Here is a 25,067-nt window from a genome sequence, read left to right on the forward strand (position 1 = left end):
CCTAGAAGCGAGCGTGGCAGCGCAGGCGTCGGCCGGCGCCGCGCGGGGCCCGTCGTCGCCCAGTCGCCACCTACCCCGGGGTGATGCGCCAGATACCGAAGGGCTGGGCCGGTTCCAGGCGCATGAATTGGGTCTTGCCGTACCAGGTCCAGCGGTGGCCGTTCATCAGGTCTTCGCCCTGGGTCTGGGCCTCGTCAGGCAGGCCCATTTCCCACAGCGGCAACTCGAAGTGCGCCTCCTGGACGTTAAATGGGTCGAGGTTGACGGCCACCAGTACGAAGTTGTCGCCCTCGGCGCTGCGCTTGCCGAAGTACAGGATCTGGTCGTTCCAGGCGTTGTACAGCTTGAGCCCTAGGTGGCTGTGCAGCGCCGGGTTCTGCCGACGGATGCGGTTGAGTTGGGCGATCTCGGCAATGATGTTGCCCGGCGCGCTGAAATCCCGCTGGCGGATCTCGTACTTCTCCGAATCCAGGTACTCCTCCTTACCCGGCACCGGCGCCGCCTCGCACAGCTCGAACCCCGAATACATGCCCCACAGCCCCGAGCCCATGGTGGCCAGCGCTGCGCGGATCAGAAACCCGGGACGCCCCGAGTGATGCAGAAACCCTGGGTTGATGTCCGGGGTGTTAACGAAGAAGTTCGGCCGGAAGCACTCGCGCCAGGGCGACTGATTGAGTTCGCTGAAATAGCTGGCCAGCTCGCTCTTGGTGTTGCGCCAGGTGAAATAGGTGTAGCTCTGGGAGTACCCGACCTTGCCCAGGCGCGCCATCATCGCCGGGGTGGTGAAGGCTTCGGCGAGGAAGATCACCTGCGGGTACTGGGCGCGCACGTCGGCAATCAGCCATTGCCAGAACGGCAGCGGCTTGGTGTGCGGGTTGTCGACGCGAAACAGCGTCACCCCCTCCTTAACCCAGCCGACCACGATGTCTCGCAGTTCCAGCCACAGGCTGGGAATGGCCTCGGCGGCATAGAAGTCGACATTGACGATGTCCTGGTACTTCTTCGGCGGGTTCTCGGCGTATTTGATGGTGCCGTCCGGGCGCCAGTTGAACCAGCCCGGATGCTGCTTGAGCCAGGGATGGTCCTGAGAACACTGAATGGCAAAATCCAGGGCGATCTCCAGGCCGTGGTCGGCGGCGGCGGCCACCAGCCGGCGAAAGTCTTCGCGACTGCCCAACTGCGGATGGATGGTCTCGTGACCGCCCTCCTCGCTGCCAATGGCATAAGGGCTGCCGGGGTCGTCCGGTCCGGCGCTGAGTGCGTTGTTGCGGCCCTTGCGGTAACGGCGGCCGATGGGGTGGATGGGCGGGAAGTACAGCACATCAAACCCCATGTCACGGATCATCGACAGCCGAGAGTGCACATCATCGAAAGTGCCGTGGCGACCGGGATGATCGGTGACCGAGCGCGGAAACAGCTCGTACCAACTGGCAAACTGCGCCCGTTCACGCTCCACGTCCACGGGGTATTCGGGGCTCAGGCTCAGGTAGGGACGCTGGTCGGCCTCGGCCATCAGTCGCGCGCTGCTGTCACTGAGCAACAACGCCACCTGTTCGGTTTCCAGCAAACCGGCCAACTGCCGCTGCAACGCCAGCAGTTGCTCGCGCAAGGCACCTTCGCTGCGTTCGGCGGCCTGCTCGACCTGCAGCCGCCCTTCCTGCAGTTCCAGGCTTACCGGCACCCCGGCCAGGTGTTTTTTCTCCAGCTCATGGCAGAAGCTGGCGAACTGATCGATCCAGGCTTCGATACAGAACCGGTAGCGGCCCACGGACGGCACCGCAAACCGCCCCAGCCAGCCATCATTGCCCTGTTCCTCAAGTGCCTGGTTGTACCAATGCGTTTGCTGTTCGGTACGCCAGCGCACTCTCACCGCCAACTTGTCGTGGCCGTCGCTGAAGACCTTGCAGCCCACCTCGATCGTCTGCCCGGCCACCGCCTTGACCGCGAACTGCCCATCATCGAGCACCGGGCGGGTGCTTTCGATGGCGATGCGCGGCAGCAGCAAGGCCTGGACCAAGGGCAAACGCGTTGAGTATTGCTGTTGAGTTGATTTCTCTGCAGTCATCGAGCATCACCCCTTTCACACGTCTTCGACGCTCTGGTTGTGGGGCTTGCAGGGCCCCGGTGAATCAATGCACTTAGTTTCCGAACCACAGCCCTTGGCGAAAGTTCAGCGCAATTGGTCGCTCAAGTACTGGGAATCTAGTTCACGCCGGCCCGCCCCACCGCAAGAGCCCGTGCAACTGCAAGCACAAAAGAGGCCATCCTCGATGAACATCCCGATCCCGGCAGCCCCCCCAATCCGCGTATCGCCCGCCCCAAGCTGCGCCCCAGCGAACCACCACCGCTGCCCGAGCAAGAGCCGCCCGGATCCACCCCGCCAGCCAAAGGCGATCCGCCCGGCACCAAACCGCCCGTGGTGATCACTGCACCGCCTGCGCGCCCCTCTGATCGGCAAGCCCCGACAAACCTGAGCAAGACCAAGGAGGCACCCACCATGAGCCTGCGCATCGACAACCAGACCTGTTACTTCGACACCGACACCCTCCATGAACGCCTGCCCGCCAACACCGTCACGGTGATCACCGACAGTGACAAACCGATGTCCGCGGTGGAGGTTGCCGGCCAACGGATCCACATCACCGAAGCACAAGCCGGCGCATTGACCGTAGCAGGCGCTACCGCCGGTCGACGCTATCTGCGCGCCACCGATGGTGATTCGGTGATTTGACTGATCTGGATCAGGGTCCCCCGCAAGCGCCTGTGCGGCAGGCGCTTGCGGCCATCCCTGATGGTGCTTGAGGGGTGCAGCAAGTTGTCGCAGGGGGCTTGGAAAAGCTCATCTGATACGGTTTTTTATCAAATACCTGAGTCTGTTATGCAAACAGATCCATGGTCATAGTTGCCCGGCCTGATGGAGGCTGATGAGCGAACGACCATGAGCGAAAGAATCCCCGTCCGATTAGTAGAAACCTTCGAACCTTCACGCCCTACACAGATGAAGACGAAGACCACCGACAAACACGTTTACACCCGCAGTTTCACCGGCCTGTTCCGCACCCTGCGCATGAGCGGCGCGGGTTTCCTGTTCCTGCTGTTCTTCGGCACGGTCTGGTTGAACTGGGGCGGCCGCCAGGCGGTGCTCTGGGACCTGGCCGACAGCAAGTTCCACATCTTCGGCGCGACCTTCTGGCCTCAGGATTTCATCCTGCTCTCGGCGCTGCTGATCATCTGCGCCTTCGGCCTGTTCGCCATCACGGTGTTCGCTGGTCGCGTGTGGTGCGGCTACACCTGTCCGCAAAGCTCATGGACTTGGCTGTTCATGTGGTGCGAAAAAGTCACCGAAGGCGAGCGTAACCAGCGGATCAAGCTGCAAGCCGCGCCCTGGAGCCTGAACAAACTGGCGCGCCGGGCGATGAAACACACCTTGTGGCTGGGCATCAGCCTGCTCACCGGTCTGACCTTCGTCGGCTACTTCACCCCGATCCGTCCCTTGGCCCAAGAGCTGCTGACCTTGCAGATCGGCGGCCTGAGCCTGTTCTGGGTGCTGTTCTTCGCCGCTGCCACCTACATCAACGCCGGCTGGCTGCGCGAAGCGGTGTGCATGCACATGTGCCCTTACGCACGCTTCCAGAGCGTGATGTTCGACAAGGACACCCTGACCATTTCCTACAACCCGGCGCGCGGCGAAAGTCGCGGCCCGCGCAAGCGTGACGTGAAACCCGCCGACGTCGGCCTGGGCGACTGCATTGACTGCCACTTGTGCGTGCAGGTCTGCCCTACCGGCATCGACATCCGCGACGGCCTGCAGATGGAGTGCATCGGTTGTGCGGCCTGTATCGACGCCTGTGATTCGATCATGGACAAAATGGGTTATGCCCGGGGCCTGATCGCCTACACCTCGGAACATGAGCTGCAAGGGGGCAAGACCCACCTGCTGCGGCCACGGCTGGTGGGCTACAGCGCGGTGCTGCTGGTAATGATCGGCGCCCTGGCCATGGCCCTGGTGCAGCGGCCGATGGTGTCGCTGGACGTAAGCAAGGACCGTGGCCTGTTCCGCGAGAACGCCCTGGGACAGATCGAGAACATCTACAGCCTGAAGATCATCAACAAGACCCAGGAACGCCAGCAGTACCGCCTGGCCCTGGTGAATGGCGATGGCTTCGAGCTGCAGGGCAAGACCGAACTGAGCCTGGCCCCGGGGGAAATCACCGACCTGCCGGTCTCGGTGGCGATGACCAGCGAGAAAGCGCAAAGCAGTTCCCAGGCCATCAGCTTCAAAGTCGCCGACAGCGATGACCCGAGCGTCTATGCGGTCGCTAAAAGCCGTTTTGTCGCACCGATGAACCGCTGAGCCTCTAGAATGCCGTGGCGAGGGAGCCTGCTTGCGTCCCTGGGCCACGGGAATCCTGTACTCGACGTCGCCATGGGCAACTCCATGGCCGTCGAGCCCCCGACCCACTCGCCCCCCTGAACCCCCAGACCCGATGACCAGACTGGATCTTGCCCCGCAGATGAAACGCTACGAAAAATTCGCCGACGACATCGCCGAACTGATCCGTTCCGGAGTCCTCGGCCCTGGCCAGCGCGTGCCGTCGGTGCGCTACGCCAGCCAGACCTACGGGGTCAGCCCGTCAACGGTGTTTCAAGCCTATTACCTGCTGGAGCGTCGCGGTCTGATCCGTGCCCGCCCGCGCTCCGGTTACTTCGTCAATGCTCACGCACCGAGCCCATTCTCCGAGCCGGTGATCAGTAGCGAAGTCAACGAATCCACCGAAGTCGATGTCAGCGAACTGGTGTTCTCGGTGCTCGACTCGATCAAGGACCCGAGCACCGTGCCCTTCGGCTCAGCCTTCCCCAGCCCGACCCTGTTCCCCCTGCAACGCCTGTCCCGTTCCCTGGCCAGCGCCAGCCGCGAGATGGACCCGCGGGTGGTGGTCACCGACATGTCCCCGGGCAACCCGCAACTGCGCCGCCAGATCGCCCTGCGCTACATGGTCGCCGGGCTGATGCTGCCCATGGAGGAGCTGCTGATCACCAACGGCGCCCTGGAGGCGCTGAACCTGTGCCTGCAGGCCGTGACCGAGCCCGGCGACCTGGTGGCCATCGAGGCCCCGGCCTTCTATGCCAGCCTGCAAGTGCTGGAACGGCTCAAGCTCAAGGCGGTGGAAATTCCCGTGCATCCGCGCGACGGCATCGACCTCGGCGTGCTGGCGCAAACCCTGGAACGGCACCCGATCAAGGCCTGCTGGTGCATGACCAGCTTCCAGAACCCCATGGGCGCGAGCATGCCCGAGGCCAAGAAGCAGGAACTGGTGGAACTGCTGCGCCAGCATCAAGTGCCACTGATCGAAGACGACGTCTACGCCGAGCTGTACTACGGCCAGCAAGCGCCGAAACCGGCCAAGGCCTTCGACACCGAAGGCCTGGTGATGCACTGCGGCTCGTTCGCCAAGAGCCTGGCCCCCGGCTACCGCGTCGGCTGGGTCGCGGCTGGGCGTTATGCGCAGAAAATCGAACGGCTGAAACTGATGACCTCGCTGTGCGCCTCGATGCCGGCCCAGGCGGCGATTGCCGACTACTTGCAGCACGGCGGCTACGATCGTCACCTGCGCAAACTGCGCTACGCCCTGGAAGAACAGCAGAGCGCCATGCTGGCGGCGATCGCCCGCTACTTCCCGGCCCAGACCCGGGTCAGCCAGCCGGCCGGCGGCTACTTCCTATGGCTGGAACTGCCGCCGCAGATGGACTCGCTGAAACTGTTCCAGATGGCCTTGGCCCAAGGCATCAGCATTGCCCCCGGGCCGATCTTTTCCCCGACCCAGCGCTTTCGCAACTGCATCCGCCTGAACTACGGCAGCCCGTGGAACGAAGCGGCGGAACAGGCCATGGAAACCCTAGGGCGGATCATCCGCTCTTTTTGAGTGGAGCAGGCGCGGGGGAGTCGGGCGCTGGGGTGTATCAGGTGTTTAGCGTCTCCTGCGTCGGAATGCCGCCCAAGCCGTTCGCAGCCTGCGGCAGCGGCTACAGAGTATGTGCGTTCTGTAGCCGCTGCTGAGCCTGCGAAGCTGCGAAAAGGTCCGCAGGACCTTCGGCCCTGCCAAGAGCAACGTCGCCCTGTAAAGGACAAATGCAACCAGGCCGGCCGGTAGGCCGCCGTCTTGCTTTGGCTTTTGATCTGCCTGCCCCGTTAACCACAATGGCCGAACGCAGGCATTGAGCCGTGGGTAACCCGGCCAGGGATGGCCGGTGGCGGCCCACGGATCAAGGCCGGAGTTCGGGCATGCCTCGCTATGCGAGGCACCGAGTGGAGGGGCAAAGCCCTTTGGTTACTTTGGGGCCCCAAAGTGACTCGCCTTAAGGGCGGAGACTGTCAGCCGCCCCACCCGCAGCAACGGATATCCCGCCCTCACTCCCCACACAAAACCAAACGCCCCCATAACCACAACAATGAACACCTGCCAACATAAAAAAACCGCCAAAGCACCTTGCCCCACCCCCTCAATTCATTCAGCATCCGCGCTCCAATTTTCCAGGGAAAGGAACACGTCATGGTCGAAGACCTGTATTACGACGACTACCCAGAGGCCAAGGCTGAACTGATCAAGGCCATCGAACGCGGCCGCCTCCCCCTGCTGACCCAGGAGCTCAACGCCTACGACTGCATCCAGGCGATCTTCGAACTGGACGCCATCAACAACCCCAAGGACGAGGAAGACGCCTTCTTCGACCTGGCCCTGGCCCTGATCGGCTGGATTCCCGGCCCCGGCCACGGCCTGAAGATCCTCCTGCGCCTGATCAACCGCGCGCCCCAGCGCCACGCCGAGAAGCTCTTCGACCTGATCCGCCACACCCTGCGGGCCTGCCGCCTGAAAACCAGCCCCGAACAGCTGCTGGAAAAGTGCCTGGACCCACAGCGCCTGGCCGAGGAGTTGCCCGAGATCATCAGCGCCGTGCGCGCCTCCTCTACCTTCAACAGCCTCGCGCACCAACAACGGCGCCTGGTGTTGCACAACCTCAACGAAGCCTGCGAACACACCGAGTTCCTCATGGTGACGGTGCAAGAGCGCATCGCCCCGTGGATCGCCGAACAGCGCAACAACTCGGCCGCCGCCCACAGCCGCGGCCCGGCCCTGCAGCCCAAGCCACAGTCCTCCCTGGAAGCCGGCACGCCACCCATCAACCGCGCTGCGCAGCCTGAAACCCGCGATGCCGCGCGCATCACCCGGGACGTCAACCAGGGTATGGAACAGCTCACCGGCGAAGACCACTGGCTGGAGCTGAACCTGCACTACCCCAACCTGGAACCGGTGTCCGGCGCCGCCTACCGAGTGATCTTCAGCGACGGCTCGCAAGCCGAAGGCAACCTTGACGAAGAAGGCTTCGCCCGCCTGGAGGGCATTCCTCCCGGTCCGGCCAAGGTCTATTACGGCGAAGACCCGCGCCCCTACCTGCGCCAGCCGATCTCGGCCCTGCCCGCCAATGCGCAGCAGCTGGAAGAGGAACTGGAGCAGCTCGACCTGGATCCCGCCGAAGTGGACCTGGCGACCCTGCTGCTGGAAACCTCGCAGCGCAAGGCGCCCTTCACCCTGATTCCCGTCTACTGAGAGAAGGCGCCAAGATGAACCGCAGACAAGTGTTTCTCAGCCATGCCCATTACCACCGCTACCTGGAAAGCCTGGCGGGTACCGAAGCCCGCTGGCAGATGCACTCGATGACGGCCGACAGCCCCGAGCAAGAAGCCGCCCTCAAGGCCGCGGAAGTCAAGGACGCGCGCCTGCATCATCTGATCCTGAACTACACCGGCGGTGCGTCCATGGAGGCGTTGGCCCAGGAGCTGGACGGGGTGATCGAGGGCTACGAGGACTACCAGCGCAAGCTGGGGCTTTGTGAAGAACTGCCGAATATCGCGCCGCTGAACATCGACGACTACCCCCACGATTACGAAGAATATGTACAGGTCATCAGCCTGTGCATCCTGCTGCAACGCAGCGACCTGCTGCCCCGGGTGGCGCTGTTGCAGGACCGTGCCGGCTACCATGCCGAGGACACCCTGATCGAGGATCTGCTCAAGCCCTACCTGCCGGATCGCGCCGACCTCGATGAGTGGTACCACACCCTCTACTCGCCCCTGATCTGGGCGATCTACAGCGAAGACCCGGACGAACCTCGGGACCTGCTGGTGGAGTACTGCAACCAGTGGTACCAGTCCTTCGAGCACGCCTCGTGGTACGACAGCCACCTGGACATGGACGAGGGTGGTTACTACTTCGGCTACTGGGCCTTCGAGGCCGCGGCAGTGGCCTACCTGTATGGCCTGGACGACAGTGCGGTCAAGCACATGGTCTTCCCCCGGGACCTGCTCGACTACGCCCGGCGCTTTACCCCGCCGCCGATTCCCCAGCAGGCGGCGCAGGACTGAAACACGCCTCCTGCCGGCGATGAGTGCCCCATTCCATCCTCGATCCAGCCCTGCGGGCCAGCCCACTCGCGGGCGCCCTTATCCCTGATTCGCGTCTACCGAGCCAAGGCACCGACATGAACCGCAGACAAGTGTTTCTCAGCCACAAGCAGTACCACGACTTCCTCGAAAGCCTGGCCGGCGAAGAGGCCCATTGGCAGACCCATTCGATGATGGCCGACAGCCCCGAGCAGGAAGCCTCCCTCAAGGCCTCCAATGTGTGCCGCGCGCGCCTGCACCACCTGATCCTGGGCTACACCGGCGGTGCCCCCATGGAGCAACTGGCCCGGGAGCTGGATGGGGTGATCGAAGGCTACGAGGACTACCAGCGCAAGATGGGGGTTTATGAAGAACGGCCGGATATCGCGCCGCTGAACATCCAAGACTACCCCGACGAGTACGAGGAATATGTCCAGGTCATCAGCCTGTGCATCCTGCTGCAACGCAGCGACCTGCTACCGCGTCTGGTGCTGCTGCAGGACCGTGCCGGCTTTGGCGGCCAGGACACCCTGATCGAGGACCTGCTCAAGGCCTACCTGCCGGATCGTGAAGACGTTGATCAGTGGTTCCACGACGTCTCCACGCCCCTGATCCGGGCCATCTACACCGAAGATCCGGATGAACCTCGGGAGCTGCTAGTGGAGTACTGCAACCAGTGGTACGAGGCGTTCGAACAGGCCCCATGGCACGACAGCCACCTGGACGGCGACGAGGGTTCCTATTTCGGCTACTGGGCCTTTGAAGCGGCTGCCGTGGCCTACCTGTATGGCCTGGACGACAGCGCGGTCAAGCACATGATCTTCCCCCGGGAGATGCTCGAATACGCCCGGCGCTTTACCCCGCCGCCGATGCCCATCCACTGAGACCAGGTACTGACATGCAACGCAGGCAAGTGTTTCTCGACCCGAAGCAGTACCACATCCTCCTGGAGTTCCTGGCGGGCACCGAAGCCCATTGGCAGACACATTCTATGGAAGAGGACTACCCCGGGCAGGAAGCCTCGCTCAAGGCCTGGGAGGTCAAGCGAGCACGCCTGGACCATCTGATCCTGGGCTACACCGGCGGCAAGGCCATGCCGGAGCTGGCCCAGGAGCTGGACGCACTGATCGCCAGCTACGAGGAGCATCAGCGCACCTTGGCCCTGTGCAACGAGGTGCCCGATATCGCGCCGCTGAACATCGAGGACTACCTCGACCAGTACGAGGAATACGTGCAGGTCATCAGCCTGTGCATCCTGCTGCAACGCCGCGACCTGCTGCCGCGCATGGTGGCGCTGCAGGACCGCGCCGGCTTCCACGCCGAGGACACCCTGATCGAGGACCTGCTCAAGCCCTGCCTGCCGGGCCGCGCAGACATCGATGAGTGGTACCACCCGGTCTATACGCCGCTGATCAGGGCCATCTACGCCGATCAAGCGGACGAGGCCCGGGAGCTGCTAGTGGAGTACTGCGACCAGTGGTACGAGGCGTTCGAACAGGCCCCATGGCACGACAGCCACCTGGACGGCGACGAGGGTTCCTACTTCGGCTATTGGGCCTTTGAAGCCGCGGCAGTGGCCTACCTGTACGGCCTGGACGACAGCGCGGTGAAACACATGGTCTTCCCCCGGGAGATGCTCGACTACGCCCGGCGCTTTACCCCGCCGCCGATTCCCCAACCGCTGGCGCAGCACTGATAGACCCCGGTTACCGCCCCTCCTTAAAGGTTATGCATTGCCCATGAAATCCTGGATCAAGACCCTGCTGATCACCCTGCTCGCGGCCGCCCTGTGCCTGCTGTTCGCCCGCGTTGTGCTGCCCCCGCTGCTGGTGCAGCTGATACCACCGAGCTGGGAAAGCGGCCCGTGGTTCTGGGTCAATCTGCTGCTGGCGGGTTTCCTGGCCGGGCTGGTGGTGGCACCCCTGCTGCGGACCCGGCGTTACTACCCGGTGCCGCTGCTGCTTGTGCTGTCCGTCCTGGTGGTGGTCGGCAATTGGGCCCAGAACCGCTGCAACGACGCTCAGCTGCAGGCCATCGAACAGCTGGAAAGGCGAAGCGCGAGCCATTCGAACCTGGGGTTCTCCAATGAGCAACCCGCACCTTCGGCGCCTGTGGACGTGAGCGCCACACCCGGCGTCTGGGCCCATGAACAAGGCTACGGCTATGGCTACAGCTGCACCCGCCCGGGGGAAACCCAGGGCTACCTGATGCCACAGTTGATGAGCTTTGGCATCAGCGTGCTGGGGCTGCTGCTGGCCCTGCTGATCGGCCCCGGCCGGCGCCGCGCCCGCTGAGGAAACCGTAGGCGCTGGCTTGCCGGCGAAGGCGTCCGCAAGCGCGGCGCAAGACTCAAGGGCCGCTTCGCCGGCAAGCCGGCTCCTACACGGCAGATCACAAACTCGGAGGGGGCTGTAGGCGCTGGCTTGCTAGCGAAGGCGTCTGCGAGGTCGGCGCAAGGCTTGAGGGCCCCTTCGCCGGCACGCCGGCCCCTACGGGATAGGCCGCAGACTTGCGGGGGCTCAGCGGCCGCCGCCCAGGTCGACGAAGGTGCCGGTGGCGTAGGAAGCCTTGTCCGACAGCAGCCAGAGAATGGCTTCGGCGACTTCGTCGGGACGTCCGCCACGCCCCATGGGAATCGCCGATTCCAGTTTGCTGACCCGGTCGGCATCGCCGCTCAGGGCATGAAAATCGGTGTAGATGTAGCCCGGACGCACGGCATTGACCCGAATGCCCTCGCCCGCCACTTCCTTGGACAGGCCGATGGTGAAGGTGTCCAGGGCACCTTTGGAAGCGGCGTAATCGATGTACTCGCCAGGAGACCCGAGGCGCGCCGCTACCGATGACACATTGACGATGCTGCCGCCCTGGCCGCCATGGCGCGGCGACATGCGCAGCACCGCATGCTTGGCGCAGAGAATCGGCCCCAGGACATTGGTCTTCATGACTTTCTGGATACGGAACTCGGACATTTCGTCCAGACGTGACTTGTGCCCCACGGTCCCGGCGTTGTTGACCAGGGCCGTGACCCGCCCCAGTTCCGCGTCGACCCGGTGAAACAGGCCGATGACCTCATCCTCGATACTCACGTCGGCACGCACCGCCATCGCCTTAACGCCCTGCGCCCGAACCTGTTCCAGGACTTGCTGGGCGGCCTGTTCGTCAGCCTCGTAATTGATGCACACCTTAAATCCCTGCTGCGCGGCCAGCAACGCCGTCGCGGCGCCGATCCCTCGCCCGCCACCGGTGATAACGATGACTTTGTCCATGCTGCCGACCTCACTGATCATTTCAACGCGAGCCATTAAACACTGCACCGCCGGGGATGAAAACCGCCGCCATGCAGATCGCCCTTATACCAAGGTAGCCCCCCTCAAACCTCGACTACCGGCGGCGGGCACCATCAGTCATTGTGCTCCGACCGATGGATGCCTTGCATGAAGCGTTCAGGCGGCAACGGGTGCCCCAGGTAGTAGCCCTGCAACGAGTCGCAGCCCAGTTGCGTGAGAAAACTCTGCTGCTTGCCGGTTTCCACACCCTCGGCGACGATGCGCAAGCCCAGGGCCTGACCCAGGGCGACGATCGCCGAAACAATCGCCGCGTCGTCGCTGTCGTGTTCGAGGTCGCGAACAAACCCCCGGTCGATCTTCAGCTCATTGGCTGGCAGGCGCTTGAGGTACATCAGGCTCGAATAACCGGTACCGAAATCGTCAATGGACAGGTCCACCCCCATGCCCGCCAATTGCTGCAGCACGATCATGCTGACATCAGCATCGCTCATGGCGGTGGTTTCGGTGATTTCCAGGGTCAGGTTGTTGGCCGGCAACTGGTGACGAGCCAACGCACGGGACACGCTGTCGACCAGACCGGCATGACAAAACTGCAAGGCCGAGAGGTTCACCGCGATGCGCCAATCGGTGTAGCCCACAAGGAACCATTCGCGCATCTGCCGGCAGGCCTCGTTCAATACCCAATCACCGATGGCAATGATCAACCCGGACTTTTCCGCCAGTTCGATGAACTTGTCCGGTAACAACAAGCCCTGCTGCGGATGCTCCCAGCGCAGCAGCGCCTCGGCCCCTATCGGACGGCCATTGGCGGCATCGAACTTGGCCTGGTAGTGGAGGCGGAACTGACGATGCTCCAGGGCATTGCGCAAGTCCTGAAGCAGTTGCAGTTGACGCCGGGCGTTGCTGTTCATCGAGCCTTCGAAAAAGCTGTAGCCGTTTTTGCCGCTGCCTTTGGCATGGTACATCGCCGCGTCGGCATTCATCAGCAACTCCTGGGCGCTCAGGCCATTGCCGGGGTACAGCGCGATGCCGAGACTGGCGGAGATCTGCAACTCATGCTCGGCCACCCGGAACGAGCGCGACAACAGGCTGACCTGCCGCGCCGCCAGACGCAGGGCATCGTCCGGTCCGCCCAGTTGCACCAGCAGGACGAATTCATCGCCGCCGATGCGCGCCAGGGTGTCTTCACTGCGCAGGCCTTCACGCAGGCGCAGGGCCACTTCACGCAGCAGTTGATCACCCATGTGGTGACCGAAGGCATCGTTGACCGGCTTGAAACCGTCCAGGTCGATGAACATCAGCGCAAAACAGCCGCCATACGCGGTGACCCGATGCATGGCCTGATCAATGCGGTCCGCCAACAGAATGCGGTTGGGCAACCCGGTCAGGGTGTCGTGCAGGGCCAGCTGGGTCAGTTCCTTGTTGGCCTCGGTCAGCGACTGCGCCAGCACTGCGGTACGGGTCTCCAGACGGGCATCCAGCACCGAGGTGAGCAAGGCGATGATCAACACCGCCAGGGTGGTGATCAGCACCAGGTTGTCCAGGCCCTTGCCGCTCAGACCGCTGCCCAGGGCGCCACAAAAACTGCCATCGGCAAAGCGCGCCGCAGCCATCCCGGTGTAGTGCATGCCGACAATGGCAAAGCCCATGACCACCGCCGCGCCGCTGCGGGCCAGCCGCACATGAGGGGTGTTCTGGCGCAGGCGAAAGGCGATCCACAACGCCGCCGCCGAGGCCCCCAAGGCAATCAGCAGCGAAGCGCCGAACAGGCTCGGGTCGTAGTCGATGCCCGGCTGCATGCGCATGGCCGCCATGCCGGTGTAATGCATGCCACTGATGCCCGAGCCCATGATCAGCGCACCAAACATCAATTGCCACAAGGGCAGGCGCGGCTGGCTCACCAGCCACAGGGCAAAACCGCAGGAGAGGATCGAGATCAGCAACGACAAGGCAGTGAGCGTGATGTCATAGCCCAGGGCAATCGGCAACTCGAACGCCAACATGCCGATAAAGTGCATGGACCACACGCCAATGCCCATGGCCAGGGCCCCGCCAGACATCCACAGGTAGGCTGCACGGCCTTGGGTGGTGGCAATGCGGCCCGTCAGATCGAGAGCGGTATAGGACGAGAGGATCGCCACAAACAGGGAGATGACGACCAGTGCAGGGGAATAACTACCGATGAGCATGGGGCATCTCTTGGTCGTTGGCGCCAACAGTGAGGCTCGGCGGAAAAGTCGCAGATTGTACTGATTGCGCAGCAGAACGCATCTACAAAGTAAGCAAAAAACCATTAGTCAGACAGAACATCTAGCCCGGGTCTTTGATGCCCCTACAGGCCTTGTGGGCAAAGGCTTTGCACGCTTTGAGCAGTACCTCTGCTCAGAGTCTGGAACAGACCCTAGCTCCAGCTTCGCTTTTTACTACAGGAACCAGAGCACTTTCGCCTGGACCTCAAGAATCATCCCATAGTCAGCGGCCTCCCCTCTCTCTAGCATCTGCGGGTGGTGTTCTCCCAAACATTTTTTTGCCCCTTCCAGCTTAAGGACAAGCTTATGTTCGCGCCGGCCGACTCCGCGCAGTTCGAACTGTTGATTCCCTCCGTCCGCAATGATTTCAAAGTGCTGGCCTTTGCGGGCGTCGAGGCGATCAGCGCTTTGTATGCAATCCACGTCGAATTGCTCAGCGAACACCCCGATTTCGATTTGCAAAGCCTGCTCTGTCAGCCCGCGTTTCTGCGCTTCGGCCTTGAGGGCGAGGGCCTGCATGGCCGCATCGAAGAGGTCAAGGTGGGGGAATCCGGCAAGCGCCTGACCCATTACCACCTGACCCTGGTGCCAGCGCTGCATTACCTGCAGTTTCGTCACAACCAGCGGATTTTCCAGCACCTGACGGTGCCGCAGATCGTGGCTCAAGTGCTCCAGGAACACGGCATTTTGCCGGATGTGTTCACCTTTCATGTCGGCAATGCCCCGCAGCGCGAGTACTGCACCCAATACGCTGAAAGCGATTTTGAGTTCATCCAGCGCCTGTGCGCCGAGGAAGGCATCGCCTGGCATCACCAGCACTCGGTTGAAGATCACCTGCTGGTGTTCAGCGAGGATCAAACCTGGTTCCCCAAGCTCGGCGTCACGCCCTATCAACCCGGCAGTGGCAACGTCGCCGATCACCCGGTGATCAGGCGTTTTTCTCAGCGTTTCAGCACCCGCACCAACCAGGTCACACGCCGCGATTACGACCTGGAACGGCCCAACCGCCTGCTGGAAAGCCGCTACCGGGTCGAGTCGGGCCCGCCGCTTGAGGACTATCGCTACCCCGCGCCTTTGCCCACCGAGGCCCGTGGTAAAAAACTCGCCCAGCGTGCCCTGGAAAGTCATCGCGTCGACTACCAGTTGGTCGAGGGTGAGAGTGATCAGCCGACCCTGCGCAGCGGCCACTTCTTCACCTTGGCCGAGCACCCGCGCCAAGCCTGCAATGATTTGTGGCTGTTGCTCAGTGTTCATCACACAGGCAAGCAGCCTCAGGTACTCGAAGAAGTGATGAGCCCCGACACCTCTGAAGCGGGGTTCACCCAGGGCTACCGCAACCACTTCAGCGCGATTCCCTGGGACAGGCTTTATCGCCCGCCTTTGCCGGCTCGCAAACCCGTGCTGGTCAGCCAGACCGCGCGGGTCACGGGGCCCGTGGGCGAGGATATTTTCTGTGATGCTCACGGTAGGGTCCGCGTCGAACTGCCCTGGGACCGAGCGGAGCTCAACAGCGAAAAAAGCAGCTGCTGGTTGCGGGTTTCATCCAGCTGGGCCGGGGACCGTTTTGGTGCGGTGAGCATTCCCCGGATCGGCATGGAAGTGGTGGTGACCTACCTAGAAGGCGATCCCGATCAGCCCTTGATCACCGGTTGTGTGGTCAACAAGGCGACCCCGGCGCCTTACCCATTACCGGCGAACAACAGCAAGACCGTGCTGCGTAGCCACAGCACGCCTCACAGTGGCGGCTACAACGAACTGATGATCGAAGACCGCACTGGGCAGGAGAAAATCTTCCTGCGGGCGCAGCGTGATCTCGAACAACTGATCCTCAACGACAGCGATACCCGCATCGGCCACTCGCGCCGTGAGCAGATCACCCAGGACAGCCACAGCCTGATCGGCAACGACCGTTCCGAGCAGGTCGATGGCAACAGCTCAAGCCTGATCCAGGGCGATGAAACCCACACCACCCAAGGCATCCGCAACACCGTGATTGTCGGTGACGAGCGGCTCTCCCTCAGCGGCAACGCCAGCACCACCGTGGCGGGAACTTGGGTGATCCAGGCCGGCAGCCAGGCTCGGGTCAACGCCGCTAACGTGGTGATCGATGCCGGCATGAGCCTGACCCTCCAGGCGGGTGAGCAGCATATTGTCATCAACTCGGGGGGGATTTTCAGCAGCGTGCCGATTGTCGTCGGGGGCGCGCCGTTGGCGGGTGTTCAACCGCTGCAAGCGCTGCAGGCCTTGGCAGAAACACCGCTGGCAATCATCGATAACCCGCTGTCCATCGTGCGCGCGAGCAAGCAACAAGCCGTGGATTTTTGCCCATTGTGCGAAGCCTGTGGCGACGGGCTCTGCGTCAGAGGAGAGCTGGCATGAATACGCCCGAACAATGGTTGCAAGATCAGGCCCGGCTGGGCCGTTGCCTCTATCTGGTGCTGGACTCCGATGGTCAGATGCCAGAGCGCAATGCCCTGATAGCAGAGTGGGGCGACGCCCGCTGCCGTGCGGTTTATCTCGGTACCCCAGCGCATTCACTGGCAAGCGCCGGGCCTTACCTGTTTCACATTCAGCGGATTGACCATCCCATACTGATGGCCCTGATCAAGGCGCCTGAAACTGATTGGGGCTGGCTGGCCAGCGGTTCGGGCACGGACCTGGAGACCCTGATCCAGCATTGGCGCGAGCGACTGGTCACGGGCGAACCGCCGAATCAAGTTCTTTACCGTTTTCATGACAATCGCGTGCTGGGGCGAGCTCTGACATGTTTACCACCCGAACACTCTCCCGGTTACCTGGGGCCTATCGCCAGCGTGTGCTACTGGCAGGTCGAGCAATGGCAGGTCAGGAATAACCCCGATCCCGGGATTCACCCACTGCCATCCAAGCCTGCGTGGCTCAACTTGGCCACTCCACCGGCCATCTACAGCGCCGTGCAGTTCGACAACATCCGGCGCTATCTCATGCGTGAGTACACGGAGCCTTTGGCGGCGCTGGCCGAGCAGCAGAACATCGACGTCTGGCTGCGTACTCAGCTTGAGTTGACCCGTACCTGGGATTGGCGCGAGCCCGAAGCGATCTATTTTCTACTGACTCAGAGCTTGCACACGGCGGATTATGCGCCGCCTGAATCCTGGCGCCCCAAGCCCAGTGAAACTCCGGCGCAGCATTTCGCACGCCTCTACCAGGAAGCGTTGTATTGGCAGGGAGAACAGCCTTTATGAAAACGACCCTCCAACACCTGTTTCTCGGAGCTTGCCTGGCTTTAGCCAGCGGTTGCTCGGCAATGGGCTCCTCAGACAGTTTTACCTTGAGTGCCAACCTACCAGCGGACTTCACTTACGAAGCCACGGCTGCTTACGTTCCGGCTCCAGGCGAAACATGCAGTGTGCCGGGTGGTAAAAACACCCGGATCGGTATCAACAGAAAGTGGCAGGAAAGCTACACCCGCGACTCCAAAATAGCGCTGCACAGAACCGTCAGCGGCTGCCCACTGGTGTTGCAGTACGTTGAGTTTTATATCAACGGGACTTATGGCAAGGATTGGGGGGACTTTGCCCGCGACTTTGGAAAGATTCTGGTGCGTGAATACTTGAGCAGTGCTGATAAAGGCACCTTCAACGCTGCCGGTGAAAGTGAAATCCTGGGTCAGTGCCAGTGGTTGTTTCGGACGGTGGGTGGTTTGCGTCGCATTGTAAAAATCCTCGCCTGCAAAAGTACCGACATCCAAGGCAACGTGACCCGAGGGCAGCCCTTCGCGGCTTACACCCTGAACCAATTGCCGGGTAAAACCGTGCGTTTGAAGATCAAGTTGGCGGCTGAGGAAAGACCCGGTTGGGGAGATACGTGGGTCAAGGTACCCGGCGGCTGGAAGCGCTGCATGGGCAAAAGCTATGAAGATCAGCGTGCTTACTGCAATGGCAATTACACCGATTTCAGCACCTTCAGAATGCCCGATGGCCGTATTTGCAGCATTTACCCTGGCTGCAGTGAAAACAAGGAAGTGAGCCCATGAGCTTCAAGTCTTTACCGCCCGGTGACGGCCCCTCCATGGAGGGACGTATGTACACCTGCCCATTGCGCGGCCAGGCGACCAGTTTTCAGTTGGTGGATGAGTTCGGTGACGGTCAGCCTTATGCGGGGCTGATCTATGAAGCGACTGATTACGAAGACGTCACCTATACCGGCAGATTGGATGCCAACGGCGTGGGTCGCGTAGAGGATCATTACTGTGGCCCGGTGCTGTTAAAACTAAGCCAGCCCTATAAAGGTGGAGGTGAGTTATATAAGGATCTAAGAAATAGGCCGCACTACCCCCTCCCCATCACCGAGCTACAAGTCCGTGCCGAGAGCACCCGTTTTTTCAACAAAGATGGAACACGTACTCGCAGCAACCCGGCACAAGCCAAGGCTGGCAGCTTTTATCAGGTCGAAGTGCGTGAGCTGGTGGAGCATGACGCCCACTTGCCGGCCATGGTCGAGCGGCACTTCCCCCCCAATCGGCATGTGTATTCGTTGTTTCGACAGCCGCCCCAGGCCACGGGCTTCCTCGATGGCGGGGCTGCGCAGGGCAACAGGTCGACCGACAGTGCAATGGCTGAGCTGGGGTTTGCCCCGCCGTCGCCCAAGGTGCAGGGCATTGCCTTGCTGCCCAATCGTCACCATGTGCTGGAGGTCCGACCGCTGCGGGCCTTGCGGCCGATGCTGTCGACCAGCGCGCAGTTTTGCGCGCTCAACCTCTACCAACTGGCCTTGCTGTCGACCTTGAGTTACAGCGAGTTTGGTCAAGAGCCGCGCTTTCACCCGGTGGATAGCCCGCGAGTGAGTTTTCCGGGGCAACCCAGCAGCGGCAACTGGTTTGGCGCCGTGCTGCCGAGCTTTGCCGAGTTGTGGCAGGTCGATGCCGACCAGGCCGGCGGCAAGGCCTATTACCCGCTGTATGAAGAGGTGCCTTACTCCAGGCGCCTGGAAATTGTCCCGTTCGACCCACAGCTGTACCCCGAGGTCAATCACCCGAGCCTGGGGGAAGCCCAGGAAAACCCGGCCAACATCCATTTCTTTGATGACAGCCAAGATAAGGACGGTACGGACACCCAGGCCTATATCACCCATCACGAAGAGTTGATTCTGATCGCCGTACGCGGCACGGCGGAAAAGGCCGATGCATTGCGTGATATGGACGCCGAGCAAGTGCCCTTCGAGGAAGGCGAAGGCAAGGTGCATAACGGCTTTTATGGTGCGGCCAAAGCGCTTCAGGGTTTTGTTACCAACTACCTGGACAAGTTCTACAGCGGGCAAAAGCTTGTGATCACCGGGCACAGCCTGGGCGGGGCCGTGGCGCTGATACTCTCCGAGATGCTGCGGCGCAGGGATGGGTTTACTTTTGACATTCTGCTCTACACCTATGGCAGCCCAAGGGTCGGCGATACGCACTTTGTCAACGGCGCCGAAGCCCTGGTGCACCACCGTTTCGTCAATCATAACGATCCGGTACCGAGTGTCCCCGCCACCTGGATGAGCACTTCCAAGCCCAAGGTGCTGGCGGCGCGTGGGGCGGTAACGGTGTTCAATGCTCCGGTGGGCTTGGCGTTGTTCATTACCGGGTTGATCAATTTTACCGGCGAGCCCTACGCCCATCACGGCACGTTACGCCACTTCCTGCCAGTGGATTTTGGCGCCGGGCGCAAATCAGCGATTCTCTGGGCGCCGGGTTGTAGCACCATTCTCGATCAGGGCTGTGCCAGGGTCTTGCAGGCAATCGACGGCCTGCCAGTGCGTGGCTCGCTCCTGCGGCAACTGCTGGATAATGCCGATCACAAGATGGTCGTCAGCTATATCCCTCACTGCTGGGCCACCCTGCGCCGTTGGCAGGAGTCACAGGCGTTCAAACGCCCCTTGGTGACCGAGCGGGAGCTCAATCGGGTCGACGGGGCATTGGCCAGTATCACCCAGCAATTGCGTGATTTGGACCGCAGCCTATGGGGGCGTCCGGATGCCTACCTGCGTTCTCAACAGAGCGTGCTCGCTGTTGACCGGCTGCGCAATGAAATCAATGCACTGGACATGACTCGTCAACGTCTGCGTGATTTGAGCGTTACCAGGGTCGATGAAAACGATGTGTACGGTGCTTTCGCCGGTCAAGCGCAATTGGTGGCCGAAGGCCTGCCGCGCTGGCTGGATCACCCGGAAAACACGGCGCAGGAGCAATTGGCGATGACTCCACCGCCAATTGTCGACCCTGACCAAAGCATCGCCGCGTTGATGGGGAACTATGTCGCGGGGGCCTCTTATGATTTTGATATTGACTCGATCATTTAAAGCCCATGGCAATCGGCAAGGTAGTGCTCGTCGCAGGGCCTTGTCTTGCAAGGGTGGCAGGAAGCGGGATCGCTAGCTTCCCCCGGGCCTATTTCTGCTCGCCGACCTGCAACTGGCCGTCCCAGCCGCCCCCCAATGCGGCAATCAATTGCACGCTGGCAATCAAGCGGCTCTGCAGCAGGCTCAGGACGCTGCGTTCGTTGCTCAGGGCGGTGGTCTGGCTATTGACCACATCCAGGTAGCCGATCAACCCGGCCTTGTATTGGTTCTCGGTCAGGCGCAGGGCTTCACGGGCCGAGTCCAAGGCTTGCTGACGGACCCTCGCCTCGTCCTCCAGAACCTTGAGCTGGACCATGTAGTTTTCCACTTCGCGGAAACCATCGAGCACCGTCTGCCGGTACTTGGCCACGGTCTGGTCATACACCGCCTCGGTGCGATCCACCTCCGCCGAGCGCTGGCCGCCGTCGAACAGGGTCATGGCCAGCTTGGGGCCCACCGACCAGAAACGGTTCGGCAGACTGATCCAGTCAGCGTAGGTACTGCTGCTGTAGCCACCGGCCAGACTCAGAGTCAGGTCTGGGTAATAAGCGGCCTTGGCCACACCGATCTTGGCGTTGGCGGCCATCACCGAGCGCTCCGCCGAGGCGATGTCCGGGCGTCGCTCCAGCAGTTGCGAGGGCAGCGCCAGGGGCACTTGGGGCAACCCGGGAATACGAGGATTTTCCACCAGGTTGAACTGCGCCGGCGGCACGCCGATCAACACCGCGATGGCGTTCTCGAACTGCGCTCGCTGCCAGATCAGGTCGATCAGGTCGGCCTGGGTACTTTTGAGCTGGGTTTGCGCCTGGGCCACCGCGTCCTTGCCGGACACCCCGGCCTGATACTGGTTCTGGGTCATGGTCAAGGAGCGCTGATAGGCCGCCACCGTGGCCTCCAGCAGGCGCTTTTGCTCATCGATCACGCGCAATTGCAGGTAGTTCTGCACCAGTTCCGACTGCTGGCTCAGACGCATCGCCGACAAGTCGGCAAAGCTCGCCTCGGCGCTGGCTTCATTGGCCTCCAGGCTGCGACGCAACTTGCCCCAGACATCCGCTTCCCAACTGACCCCCAACTGGGTGTTGTAGGTATCGCGAATACCACTGCTGGAACTGCTGAGCGCGGAACTGCTGCTGCCAGTGCCCTGGCTGGCGCGGGTTTTCCCGGCGCTGAGGTCGACACTGGGAAAAAAACCACCGCGGGCGCTACGCACCAAGGCCTGGGCCTGACGGTATTGCGCCTCGGCCTGGGCAACGGTCTGGTTGGCGTTGTTGAGCTGATCGATCAGGCCATTGAGCTGGGCGTCGCCATACAGCTCCCACCAGGCGCCACGGGCCATGGCGTCGCTGGGGCTGGCTTGGCGCCAGCCCTGGGCTGCCTTGTACTGCGGCGGCTCGGCCACCTGCGGACGCTGGTAGTCAGGACCGATGGCGCAAGCGCTGAGCAGCAGCACGCACAGGCTCAGGCTCAAGGTCCGGGAGCCCCGGGCCATGGCCAGGCGCGAAGCGGACAGCGAAGAAACGGGACGGGAGCAACGGTCAGTCATAGCGGCGTTTCCAAAGCAGCATCGGTACGGACCCCACGCCAGTGGTTGAACTTATGGCGCAGGCGATCGAGATAGAGGTAAACCACCGGAGTGGTGTAGAGGGTCAGGATCTGGCTGAAGACCAGACCGCCGATGATGGTCAGGCCCAGGGGCTGGCGCATTTCCGAACCTTCGGCATTGCCCAGCAACAACGGCAAGGCCCCCAGAATCGCTGCCAGAGTAGTCATGAGGATCGGCCGCAGGCGCTGCAAGCAAGCACTGCGGATCGATTGCAGCGGATCGAGGCCCTGCTGGCGCTCCAACTGCAAGGCCAGGTCGATCATCAGGATCGCGTTCTTTTTCACCACGCCGATCAGCAGGAACAGCCCCAGCAGAGAGATCAGGCTGAACTCGCCCCCCAGCACATAGATCGAGAGCAAGGCGCCAACGCCGGCCGAGGGCAAGGTGGACAGAATGGTCAGCGGGTGAATGTAGCTTTCATAGAGCACCCCAAGCACCAGGTACACCGCCAGCAACGCTCCGAGAATCATGAACGGCTGGCTCTTCTGGGTGGCGGCGAAGGCGTCGGCAGTGCCGGCCATCTTGATGATCACGTCCTCGGGCATGCCGAGCTTGGCGATCGCCCGCTCGATGGCGGCGGTGCCCTGCTCCACGGTCACGCCTTCGGCCATGTCGAAGGAGATGCTTTCCGAGGCGAACTGCCCTTCGTGGCTGACCCGGTCGTCTTCCAGGCTGTTTTCGTAGTGCGCGATGGCCGCCAACGGAATCCGCGCACCGTCTGCCGTGATCACCTGCACCTGATTCAGGGTGACCGGGTCGCGGGCGTATTTCGGATTGACCTCCATCACCACCTGATACTGGTTGAGGCTGTCGTAGATGGTGGAGATCTGCCGCTGGCTGTAGGCGTTGTTGAGCACCGCAGTGACCATGTCCATGTCCACCCCCAGGCGTTTGGCCTGGTCGCGGTCGACGATCAAGGTCACCTGCTGGGCGCCCCGTCCTTCCCGGGCGTCGATGGCGGTCAGCTCGGGCAAGGCGCGCAGCGCGGTCACCACTTTCGGGTACCACTGGCGCAGCTCGCTCAGGTCACCGCTTTGCAGGATGTAGCTGTATTGCGAGGTGGTCTGCTCGCGGCCACCGCCGAACTGCAGGTCCTGATCGGCCATCAGCATCAGTTGCCCACCCGGCACCTTGGGCATTTCCTTGCGCAGGCGCTCGATGACCTTCTGTGCCGAGATCTTGCGCTCCTTGATCGGCTTCAGGCGCACCAGCATGAAGGCGTTGTTGGTGCCGCTGTTGCCACCGATAAAACCGGCCACGCTCTGCACCGCGGCGTCCTGGAGCACAGCGCGCCGGAAGATCTCCATCTTCGGCTGCATCACGCTAAAGGACAGGCCATCGTCGCCACGGATAAAACCGATCAACTGGCCGGTGTCCTGCTGGGGCATGAAAGTCTTGGGTACCACCACGTACAGGGCCACGTTGACGCCGATGGTGACCAGCAGGCTGAACAGGGTCAGGCGTTTGTGCCGCAGCACCCAGTCCAGGCTGGTGGCGTACTTGCCCACCATCCACTCGTTGCTGCTCCGGCTCCAGCGTTGCAGGCGGTTTTCCTGGCCCGGCGTGTGGGGCTTGAGCCAGCGGGCGCAAAGCATCGGGGTCAGGGTCAGGGACACCACCAGGGAGACGACGATGGCCGCCGCCAGGGTGATGGAAAACTCGCGGAACAGGCTCTCGATGATCCCGCCCATGAACAGGATCGAGAGAAACACCGCCACCAGCGACACGTTCATCGACAGCAGGGTGAAGCCCACCTCCTTGGCCCCCAGGTACGCGGCTTTCATCGGGGCGATGCCTTCGTCGATGTACCGGGAGATGTTCTCCAGCACCACGATGGCGTCGTCCACCACCAGTCCGGTGGCAAGGATCAGCGCCATCAGCGACAGGTTGTTCAGCGAGAACCCGTACAGGTACATGATGGCAAAGGTGCCCACCAGTGACACCGGCACCGCCAGGGTCGGGATCACCGACGCACGGACATTGCCGAGAAACACGAACACCACCAGGATCACCAGGGCCACGGCGATCAGCAGGGTCATCTCGGCCTCGTGCAAGGTGGCCTTGATCACCGGCGAACGGTCCATCGCCAGGTTGAGCTTGACGCTGGCCGGCAACACCGCCTGCAACGCCGGCAACTGGGCCTTGATCTGGTTCACCGTCTCGATGATGTTGGCCCCGGCCTGGCGGTTGATCACCAGCAGCACCGCCGAGTCGTTATTGAAGAAGCCACTGTTGTAGCGGTCCTCGACGCCGTCGCTGACCTTGGCCACGTCTTTCAGGCGCAGGGCCGAGCCGTTCTGATAGCGAATGATCAGCGGCTCGTAGTCGCGGGCCTTCTCCAACTGGTCGTTGGCCTGGATCTGCCACCGCCGCTGATCATCTTCCACCGAGCCCTTGGGCCGACGCTGGTTGGCGTTGGCGATGGTGTTGCGCACATCGTCCAGGGCCACGCCGTACTGGTTGAGCAGTTGCGGCTCCAGCTCGATGCGCACCGCCGGCAGGGAACTGCCGCCGATCTGCACTTCGCCCACGCCCTGCACCTGGGACAGGCTCTGGGACAGGATGGTCGAGGCCAGGTCGTAGAGCTGGCCCTTTTCCAGCACATCGGAGGTCAGCGACAGGACCATGATCGGCGCCTGGGACGGGTTGACCTTCTTGTAGGTGGGCATGCTGCGCATGCCGCTGGGCAGCAGGTTGCGCGAGGCGTTGATCGCCGCCTGCACTTCCCGGGCCGCGCCATTGATGTCGCGGTCCAGGTCAAATTGCAGAATCACCCGGGTCGAACCCTGACTGGAGCGGCTGCTCATGGTGTTGACCCCGGCGATCGCGCCGAAGGAGCGCTCCAGCGGCGTGGCCACGGTAGACGCCATGACCTCGGGGCTGGCCCCGGGCAGGCTGGCCTGGACCACGATCACCGGGAAGTCCATCTGCGGCAGCGGCGACACCGGCAGCAGGCCGAAGCTCACTCCGCCCAGCAGCATGATCGCCAATGACAGCAGCATGGTTGCCACCGGGCGTTTGATGAAGGGACCCGAGAGGTTCATGGGCGACCGCTCCCAGTTTCAAGCGCCAAGCTGCAAGAGAAAAGCAGGGTCGGTGCACGCTCTTGCTTCTGCTTTAACTTGCAGCTT

17 protein-coding genes are annotated in these 25,067 nt (G+C 62.3%); 12 read left to right on the forward strand and 5 right to left on the reverse strand.

Annotation, left to right across the window (positions count from 1 at the left end; all coding sequences use genetic code 11):
• Positions 1 to 70 precede the first annotated feature (70 nt).
• Entirely contained in the window at positions 71 to 2,065 is a 1,995-nt protein-coding gene (locus PLD_RS05490) for an alpha-1,4-glucan--maltose-1-phosphate maltosyltransferase (RefSeq protein WP_159890585.1), read from the reverse strand.
• A 432-nt stretch (positions 2,066 to 2,497) separates the two neighbouring features.
• On the opposite strand from PLD_RS05490, the gene PLD_RS05495 reads away from it, so the two are divergent.
• The 8 genes from PLD_RS05495 (at position 2,498) to PLD_RS05530 (ending at position 10,734) form a co-directional block, all read left to right on the forward strand.
• Entirely contained in the window at positions 2,498 to 2,731 is a 234-nt protein-coding gene (locus tag PLD_RS05495; RefSeq protein WP_159890587.1) for a DUF3203 family protein, read from the forward strand.
• Between the two features lie 207 nt (positions 2,732 to 2,938).
• The gene (gene ccoG, locus PLD_RS05500) at positions 2,939 to 4,354 is read left to right on the forward strand and encodes a cytochrome c oxidase accessory protein CcoG (protein ID WP_159890589.1); all 1,416 of its coding nucleotides are present in this window, start codon (positions 2,939 to 2,941) and stop codon (positions 4,352 to 4,354) included.
• Positions 4,355 to 4,514: 160 nt separating this feature from the next.
• Entirely contained in the window at positions 4,515 to 5,924 is a 1,410-nt protein-coding gene (gene mapR / locus PLD_RS05505; RefSeq protein ID WP_025127500.1) for a GntR family transcriptional regulator MpaR, read from the forward strand.
• Between the two features lie 627 nt (positions 5,925 to 6,551).
• Positions 6,552 to 7,607, forward strand: a complete 1,056-nt coding sequence (locus PLD_RS05510) for a hypothetical protein (protein ID WP_159890591.1) — start codon at positions 6,552 to 6,554, stop codon at positions 7,605 to 7,607.
• A gap of 14 nt (positions 7,608 to 7,621) precedes the next feature.
• A complete protein-coding gene (locus PLD_RS05515) occupies positions 7,622 to 8,422 on the forward strand; it encodes a PoNe immunity protein domain-containing protein (RefSeq protein ID WP_159890593.1) in 801 nt (266 codons plus the stop codon).
• 116 nt (positions 8,423 to 8,538) lie between these two features.
• The gene (locus tag PLD_RS05520) at positions 8,539 to 9,324 is read left to right on the forward strand and encodes a PoNe immunity protein domain-containing protein (RefSeq protein WP_159890595.1); all 786 of its coding nucleotides are present in this window, start codon (positions 8,539 to 8,541) and stop codon (positions 9,322 to 9,324) included.
• A gap of 14 nt (positions 9,325 to 9,338) precedes the next feature.
• Entirely contained in the window at positions 9,339 to 10,136 is a 798-nt protein-coding gene (locus PLD_RS05525) for a PoNe immunity protein domain-containing protein (RefSeq protein WP_159890597.1), read from the forward strand.
• A 43-nt stretch (positions 10,137 to 10,179) separates the two neighbouring features.
• Entirely contained in the window at positions 10,180 to 10,734 is a 555-nt protein-coding gene (locus PLD_RS05530; RefSeq protein WP_159890599.1) for a hypothetical protein, read from the forward strand.
• 225 nt (positions 10,735 to 10,959) lie between these two features.
• On the opposite strand, the gene PLD_RS05535 is transcribed toward PLD_RS05530, so the two are convergent.
• Complete coding sequence (locus PLD_RS05535; RefSeq protein WP_159890858.1) at positions 10,960 to 11,706, reverse strand: SDR family oxidoreductase; 747 nt, start codon at positions 11,704 to 11,706, stop codon at positions 10,960 to 10,962.
• 134 nt (positions 11,707 to 11,840) lie between these two features.
• Entirely contained in the window at positions 11,841 to 13,916 is a 2,076-nt protein-coding gene (locus PLD_RS05540; protein WP_159890601.1) for a bifunctional diguanylate cyclase/phosphodiesterase, read from the reverse strand.
• A 366-nt stretch (positions 13,917 to 14,282) separates the two neighbouring features.
• Between PLD_RS05540 and tssI the strand changes: the two genes are divergently transcribed.
• The 4 genes from tssI to PLD_RS05560 are packed head-to-tail and all read left to right on the forward strand — an operon-like array spanning position 14,283 to position 20,294.
• Positions 14,283 to 16,355, forward strand: a complete 2,073-nt coding sequence (gene tssI, locus PLD_RS05545; RefSeq protein WP_159890603.1) for a type VI secretion system tip protein VgrG — start codon at positions 14,283 to 14,285, stop codon at positions 16,353 to 16,355.
• The gene (locus PLD_RS05550; RefSeq protein ID WP_159890605.1) at positions 16,352 to 17,200 is read left to right on the forward strand and encodes a DUF4123 domain-containing protein; all 849 of its coding nucleotides are present in this window, start codon (positions 16,352 to 16,354) and stop codon (positions 17,198 to 17,200) included. The genes tssI and PLD_RS05550 overlap by 4 nt, the downstream gene beginning before the upstream one ends.
• On the forward strand, positions 17,197 to 17,991 hold the full coding sequence (locus tag PLD_RS05555) for a hypothetical protein (protein WP_159890607.1): 795 nt from the start codon (positions 17,197 to 17,199) through the stop codon (positions 17,989 to 17,991). Before PLD_RS05550 ends, PLD_RS05555 begins: the two co-directional genes overlap by 4 nt.
• The gene (locus PLD_RS05560; RefSeq protein ID WP_159890609.1) at positions 17,988 to 20,294 is read left to right on the forward strand and encodes a lipase family protein; all 2,307 of its coding nucleotides are present in this window, start codon (positions 17,988 to 17,990) and stop codon (positions 20,292 to 20,294) included. The genes PLD_RS05555 and PLD_RS05560 overlap by 4 nt, the downstream gene beginning before the upstream one ends.
• 88 nt (positions 20,295 to 20,382) lie before the next feature.
• On the opposite strand, the gene PLD_RS05565 is transcribed toward PLD_RS05560, so the two are convergent.
• Both PLD_RS05565 and PLD_RS05570 read right to left on the reverse strand, forming a co-directional pair.
• Positions 20,383 to 21,876 (reverse strand): efflux transporter outer membrane subunit, encoded by a 1,494-nt coding sequence (locus tag PLD_RS05565; protein WP_159890611.1) that lies wholly within the window; start codon positions 21,874 to 21,876, stop codon positions 20,383 to 20,385.
• Positions 21,873 to 24,980, reverse strand: a complete 3,108-nt coding sequence (locus tag PLD_RS05570) for an efflux RND transporter permease subunit (RefSeq protein ID WP_159890613.1) — start codon at positions 24,978 to 24,980, stop codon at positions 21,873 to 21,875. Before PLD_RS05570 ends, PLD_RS05565 begins: the two co-directional genes overlap by 4 nt.
• Positions 24,981 to 25,067 lie beyond the last annotated feature (87 nt).

Origin of the sequence: Pseudomonas sp. LD120 (genome assembly GCF_009861525.1) — a bacterium.
Classification (GTDB): Bacteria; Pseudomonadota; Gammaproteobacteria; order Pseudomonadales; family Pseudomonadaceae; genus Aquipseudomonas.

Excerpts from the sequence above, each read along its gene's own strand:
- mapR (WP_025127500.1), top strand. The coding sequence starts at position 4,515 with ATGAAACGCTACGAAAAATTCGCCGACGACATCGCCGAACTGATCCGT.
- PLD_RS05495 (WP_159890587.1), top strand. The coding sequence starts at position 2,498 with ATGAGCCTGCGCATCGACAACCAGACCTGTTACTTCGACACCGACACC.
- PLD_RS05510 (WP_159890591.1), top strand. The coding sequence starts at position 6,552 with ATGGTCGAAGACCTGTATTACGACGACTACCCAGAGGCCAAGGCTGAA.
- PLD_RS05490 (WP_159890585.1), bottom strand. The coding sequence starts at position 2,065 with ATGACTGCAGAGAAATCAACTCAACAGCAATACTCAACGCGTTTGCCC.
- PLD_RS05515 (WP_159890593.1), top strand. The coding sequence starts at position 7,622 with ATGAACCGCAGACAAGTGTTTCTCAGCCATGCCCATTACCACCGCTAC.
- PLD_RS05560 (WP_159890609.1), top strand. The coding sequence starts at position 17,988 with ATGAGCTTCAAGTCTTTACCGCCCGGTGACGGCCCCTCCATGGAGGGA.
- PLD_RS05525 (WP_159890597.1), top strand. The coding sequence starts at position 9,339 with ATGCAACGCAGGCAAGTGTTTCTCGACCCGAAGCAGTACCACATCCTC.
- tssI (WP_159890603.1), top strand. The coding sequence starts at position 14,283 with ATGTTCGCGCCGGCCGACTCCGCGCAGTTCGAACTGTTGATTCCCTCC.
- ccoG (WP_159890589.1), top strand. The coding sequence starts at position 2,939 with ATGAGCGAAAGAATCCCCGTCCGATTAGTAGAAACCTTCGAACCTTCA.
- PLD_RS05565 (WP_159890611.1), bottom strand. The coding sequence starts at position 21,876 with ATGACTGACCGTTGCTCCCGTCCCGTTTCTTCGCTGTCCGCTTCGCGC.
- PLD_RS05570 (WP_159890613.1), bottom strand. The coding sequence starts at position 24,980 with ATGAACCTCTCGGGTCCCTTCATCAAACGCCCGGTGGCAACCATGCTG.
- PLD_RS05535 (WP_159890858.1), bottom strand. The coding sequence starts at position 11,706 with ATGGACAAAGTCATCGTTATCACCGGTGGCGGGCGAGGGATCGGCGCC.
- PLD_RS05520 (WP_159890595.1), top strand. The coding sequence starts at position 8,539 with ATGAACCGCAGACAAGTGTTTCTCAGCCACAAGCAGTACCACGACTTC.
- PLD_RS05530 (WP_159890599.1), top strand. The coding sequence starts at position 10,180 with ATGAAATCCTGGATCAAGACCCTGCTGATCACCCTGCTCGCGGCCGCC.
- PLD_RS05555 (WP_159890607.1), top strand. The coding sequence starts at position 17,197 with ATGAAAACGACCCTCCAACACCTGTTTCTCGGAGCTTGCCTGGCTTTA.
- PLD_RS05540 (WP_159890601.1), bottom strand. The coding sequence starts at position 13,916 with ATGCTCATCGGTAGTTATTCCCCTGCACTGGTCGTCATCTCCCTGTTT.
- PLD_RS05550 (WP_159890605.1), top strand. The coding sequence starts at position 16,352 with ATGAATACGCCCGAACAATGGTTGCAAGATCAGGCCCGGCTGGGCCGT.